At 47.5% G+C, this 5,433-nt stretch carries 3 protein-coding genes; all 3 read right to left on the reverse strand.

Features of this window, described 5'->3' with window-relative positions:
- Positions 1 to 248: 248 nt before the first annotated feature.
- The 3 genes from O9332_RS09160 to O9332_RS09170 all read right to left on the reverse strand — a co-directional run bounded on the left by O9332_RS09160 (position 249) and on the right by O9332_RS09170 (position 5,231).
- Positions 249 to 1,847 carry a SpoIID/LytB domain-containing protein gene (locus O9332_RS09160; RefSeq protein ID WP_288025045.1) on the reverse strand — a complete coding sequence of 533 codons (1,599 nt, stop codon included), beginning with the start codon at positions 1,845 to 1,847 and terminating at the stop codon, positions 249 to 251.
- A gap of 181 nt (positions 1,848 to 2,028) precedes the next feature.
- Positions 2,029 to 3,078 carry a hypothetical protein gene (locus O9332_RS09165; RefSeq protein WP_002758565.1) on the reverse strand — a complete coding sequence of 350 codons (1,050 nt, stop codon included), beginning with the start codon at positions 3,076 to 3,078 and terminating at the stop codon, positions 2,029 to 2,031.
- Between the two features lie 146 nt (positions 3,079 to 3,224).
- A complete protein-coding gene (locus O9332_RS09170) occupies positions 3,225 to 5,231 on the reverse strand; it encodes a PP2C family protein-serine/threonine phosphatase (RefSeq protein WP_288025048.1) in 2,007 nt (668 codons plus the stop codon).
- Positions 5,232 to 5,433: the final 202 nt, after the last annotated feature.

Here is a 5,433-nt window from a genome sequence, read left to right on the forward strand (position 1 = left end):
CTAAGACAAACATTTTACGCACGGGTTACTTAGATAAAATCAGTATAGCACAATAAAAGTTAAGTTAACAAGCTATAGTTTAAAAAGCCGTCCTAAAAGGACGGGGCTTTAACCCAAAATTTCGGTAAATTAAAACATTTGATTTACTTAGTTTCTAATCCTCTTTTTAGGTAGGAGAATTGTCAGAGCCTTTCTCTTGCCTATTGCCTATTGCCTATTGCCTTCAGAAACTGATAACTGATAACTGCTTAATTTCCTCGCCAAAAGACAATCGAATTATTGAGAGGTTGAATGGTGGTGCCGGGATAATAGAAAGCGAGAATTTGTTCGGGAGACCAACCCAAACGGGCTAAATTATAGGAACCAAATTGACTTAATCCTACCCCGTGGCCAAAACCGCCACCAATAAAGTTATAACCCTGGATCTGTCGATTGGTATCGTAGATAGGATCGATGTAGAATAGGGTACTGCGAGGCGGTCCCAAAGCACTACGCACCTCATTTTTATGCAGTTCCAAAATCCCCTTATCGGTTTGAACGGTCATAGTCAGAATCCGACCGGAAGGAGAGCGCTTAGTCACTTCCATCCATTGGATTTTCTGGAAATGGGCGAGGGGATGTTTTCTGCGTTTTAGATAGGTTTCTAGGTCTTGACTCAAATCAGCTAAAGAAGCTTGTTTTTGCCAGCGAAAAACCCGTCGGCCCGTCTCATTAAAACCATCTTTAAGATTAATAAACTGGCGAAAAGTTGTCTCATTAGCGAGAGATTGTTTCGAGAGATCCCAGACTCGATTGGGGGAGTCCACCACTGCCCGGAGATAAGGTCTTTCCTCCCCATCCCAAACATCACTAAAGAGGGCAGTTATTCCGCCGGTGGTAGAGGAATAAAGGGCATCCACTAACTCATTTTGGTAGGTTAAAACCAGGCCTCGCGTGGCCGCGATCGCTTGATCAGCCCGGGGATTAGTTCCCGTCAATCCATAATAAACTTGACAATGGGTATCGGCACAGAGTTCGTAATTATCGGCTTGAAAACGGCGGAGATTGCGGAGGGCGTAGGTACGGGCGATAATAGTTTGCGCTTGGGTGGCGCTTTCCGGGGCATCATGACCGATTTCGTGGGGTACAACCCCGCGCAGGTAGGTTTCGAGGGGAACGTTATTAACTAGGGTAAAAGTGCCGTAGGCGTTGGGCTGTAGGCGCATAGTTCCCCCGTACAAACGTAACTGATCGGGGCTATGGGTGACTTGAATCAGGTTTTTTTGGCTCTCGATTTCTAATTCTTTGGGAAAATAGCGCACCCCGTTGATCTGGAAAGAAACTTGCGGCTTTTCTTTGAGTAAAACACTATTAATATAGGGTTGATTGTGGCCTTTGGCTTGCAAACTGGTCAGCAACCAACGTCGCACTAGGGGATTTTCATAAACTTCTCGCTTTGCCCAGACCTGCCAGCGTCCGGGTTGGGTAATTTCCACTTTAATGCCCATTTTTGCCCAATTTTTGGCACTATTTTCGGCGGTTTCAAAGGTGGCGTGGTCGCTCAAAATGACTTTTTCTTGCAGGATGGGAGAAGCGAGGGGACGGGGAATAACTTCTAATTGTAGGCGATTGGTTTGCAGGGTTTGGGATTGGCCATCTTCTCCCAGCACCCGCAGGGTGAGATGATCACCATTGGTACTGCCCAGGGTTAATTTTTCCTTGGCTTCATCGCCAAAACGTTGGACAATGCCCACTCTCAGAAGGACATCCTTGGCTATAGCGGCAGGAATTAGGGTTAAACTGAGCAAGATCGCCGCAGTTATGGAACCGATGCTAATTATTTGTTTTTTTTCCTTGATTTTTAGCATAAAGTCAAGTATCTGTTAATAAGTTTTCATAAAAGTTGAGGATATTCAGAGATTATAGCAGCAAGCCGTTAGGGGAATAGGGTAATGGGGGGGATAGGGGAATTTCCACTAAAACCCTAAAACCCTAAAACCCCAACACCCTCAAACCCCAACACCCAACATCCAACCACCAACAAAGCATCTAACTTCCCCCATCGCTGATAATGCGTAAACGTACCATTTTCTGGCCACCTTCATCCAGTTCCACTTCGATCACTTCACTGGTTAAACTTTCCAAACAGGTTAACATCGATCGCAGATGGGGATTACTTGCTCCCGTATCCACATAGAGGCGATCGGACAAACTACCTAAACGTTTCCAAGTAGTATAAAGTTTAGCTACGGCCTGCTCTAATTGTGTGGCTTGTTTAACCAGATCCGCCGCCGTATTTAGACAATCGACGCGCAACGCTTCTTCTAGAGCCATTTCGATATCTAAATTACCCCGTCGGAGAGTTTGCACTTGGGCCGCCGCATCGAGATATTTGGCTAAGCTGCGTGCTTCCGAGGTGATTAATTTTACCGTGTCCACATCGGGATTAGCGGCGATTTCTTGACGGAGAGTGTCGATATGAGTATCGGGTAACTTTTCTAATTCTTTCACTAGGGGGGCGAGATGACGCGCCGGTAAACTGCCGTCGCTGGCTTTTTCTTTCACTTCATCGGGTAGTAAATCTGAACTCATCGCTGTCCATTCATCGGCCAATTGCTTCACCTCCCGACGGGTAATTCTCTCCCCTTGTCGGGCCGCATCACTGACTAATTTTTGAATTTCGGGGGCAGATTTGGCCGTTTCTACGAAGGCGCGTTTACTAAAATTATTGATACTATCGGGATCCAGTTGTCCTTCCGCCAGGAGAGTATCAGCACTATTAGCCAATTGAATCAGAGCATAAGCTTGACTTTTAGTGATTTCTCGCTGTTTTAACCAGTTTAAAAAGCCTGTACCCCGACTATCACCGCCTTGCTTCTCCCGGTCGCGAATAGCTCGCAAAATTCGCCCCCGCCAGATTTCCGTTTGCAAATCAAAGCGATCGCAGACTTTCCAAAAAGAATCCAGTTGTCGCTGAAAGTCGTGATCTTGAATGGTTTCATCTTCGGGATCTGGCAGTTGAAAGTTAAACTCTAGAGGCGTTTCAAAGGCATCAATGATCGCGGAGGTGTCGGAGGAGAACGTCGCAGCATCAACCATATATGATAGACTCGGCAGTTAATCGGGCATTTTATCTTAACTCGCTCTGGCAACCCCCGACAAGCCGATTAATCGTCAGGTAAAACCACACACCCCACACCCCACACCCCACACCCTGTCCCCACGAACAACTTTTTCATCAAACCCTAGTTAGGAGAAGCATTGGGGGGAGTGGGACCGGTGACGGGTGGGGAAGGTGTCGTCCCTGGATTGGTATCGGTGACAGGTGTGGAAGGTGTCGTCCCGGTCGTGGGACTCGGACCGGTGACGGGTGCGGGAGAAATCGATGGATTGGAAGGGGGATTATGACTCAAGAATTGCCAAGCGATCGCAGCCAGCAAACCGAGAACACCGACAGCGATCGCTACTACGACTAGGGGTGAAACCCTAGTGAGCGCGGGGGGAGAAGTACGACTAGAAACCGAAGAAGATGCAGGGGGGGGAGTGGGTATTGCTGTCACCACTTCTTCTCCGGGGTAGGTGTCCCCGCTGTGATCAAAATCTTGGTCATTAAGATCGGGAATAATCCGTTCTTTGGCCTCAGCATAAACTAAAGGCGTGACAGGTTCAGCCGCAGGAACTACCCGACAATAAACTAGGGCGATGGTGGAGTTATCGTGACCGTTTTTCTGGTTAGCTAGTTGTAATAAACTTTCCCCCACGGCGGTTACATTTTTCTCTCCTCGCAAAAGAGGCACAATTTCACTGTCCCAGTATTGTTCTACCCGATCGTAATCACTTAAACCATCGGAACAGAGGAGAAAAACACAATCTTGATCAATAATCAACCTCTGAACGGTGGGATGGAGATTATTGGCGCTACTCATGCCCAAAGCTTGCACCAAGGCCCCCGCGTTGGGATACTGTATGGCATCACAATAGAGGAGATAGCCTAATTTCACTTCCCTGGAAGCGAGATCGTCATCCACCGTCACTTGATGACAACTGTGGGCAGTAATCCAATAGATGCGGGAATCCCCCACATGGGCCGCGTACATTTCCTGGGCCTGGGCAAAAGCCATAACTAGAGTCGTACCCATGCGCTGACGATCTTGTCTTGACTCCTGATCATTGCGTTGACTGATCAGATCATTGGTGACACGAATCGCCTGTTCGAGGATAAGACTGTAACTATCGGGATAGATTTCAATATTAGTGGTGGGACTGGGATTAATTTCCCTAGACAGGGTTTTGATCGCCAATTGAGCAGCGATTTCGCCCCCTTCCTGACCGCCGATGCCATCACAGACAATCGCCAGGGGATTTTGACCATGAGCGAGGGTTATGGCCTGATTAGTCGGGGGATAACAGGCATCCTCGTTGTGTTCCCGCAGCAGACCGGTATCAGTGCAGGTAAAAATCTCATAGCTGCGTTCTTGACCTCCACCGTAGTGCTGTAGTGCATAATCGAGAATAGCGATCAGGGATTCCGGGCGATCGAGATCACCGGATTCTAGCTCTTGGGTCAGGGATACGAGAAAATCTTGAATATTAGCGGCTGCCGTCGGGATCAGACCGGTCCAGAAAGCTCCTAAATCTTTTAAATTGGGAGCGGTGGCCTCATCTTTGCTTAATTCTAGCAATTGCAGCAGCTGATCATTCACTCTCGTCAGTGAAGGGTTGAGCAGACTAGAGACTACAGCCTTTCTCTGAAGGGGATGCCAGAGTTTGGCCATTTGCCATAACCAGTGAATTTGTCTTAAATCGGAAGCTTGCGACCAAACCTCGGCTAGAGTGGGCAATAGTTCTGGATATATTAATTCTCCCGTTTCGTCGAGGGGAATAGTGCCGTACTCCAACAGCCAGATGTCCATATTTAGGCGTTCATCGGGACTGGGAATATAGCCATAGACTTGGGGAATGTGGAGATGGAAGGGTAACAATTTTAGGTAGAGGGAAATCCAGCTAGGAGGTTCGTCCGGCGCTTGGGGTGCTTGAGCGGGTTTAGTATCAAGAACAATTTGTGGTTGTTTGACCAAATAACGATTATCAATTAGCTCGCCAACATGATAATAGGTTCTCACCCAATCACCCATCATCCATAAATAGCGCTTAACTAAAGGAGTACCGCATTTTTCACAGAATCTATTAGTGAGAGCGTTCGGGGATAGACAGGTTAGGTTTTGACATTGGAGGGTTGTCACGGAATCCATGAAAACTGCTGACTCCTAAAGCGCGGTTAGTATAGGTTAATAAAATAGCGTGTTTTTATCCACGTTGACATCCTCGCCGCCCTAAAAGTGCGGCGATTCCTAAACCTCACGATTTAAGTTTCTGCTTCCACCACCGTCGCATACCACAGTTAAAAAACCATGTACTGTCTTACACAGAGTCCACAGACTTTCGCCCCATTTC

This window comes from Microcystis sp. LE19-10.1B (assembly GCF_027530565.1).
Taxonomy (GTDB): Bacteria; Cyanobacteriota; Cyanobacteriia; order Cyanobacteriales; family Microcystaceae; genus Microcystis; species Microcystis aeruginosa.

Bases quoted from the DNA above. Each gene is read 5' to 3' on its own strand.
- O9332_RS09160 (WP_288025045.1), bottom strand. From the start codon at position 1,847: ATGCTAAAAATCAAGGAAAAAAAACAAATAATTAGCATCGGTTCCATA.
- O9332_RS09165 (WP_002758565.1), bottom strand. From the start codon at position 3,078: ATGGTTGATGCTGCGACGTTCTCCTCCGACACCTCCGCGATCATTGAT.
- O9332_RS09170 (WP_288025048.1), bottom strand. From the start codon at position 5,231: ATGGATTCCGTGACAACCCTCCAATGTCAAAACCTAACCTGTCTATCC.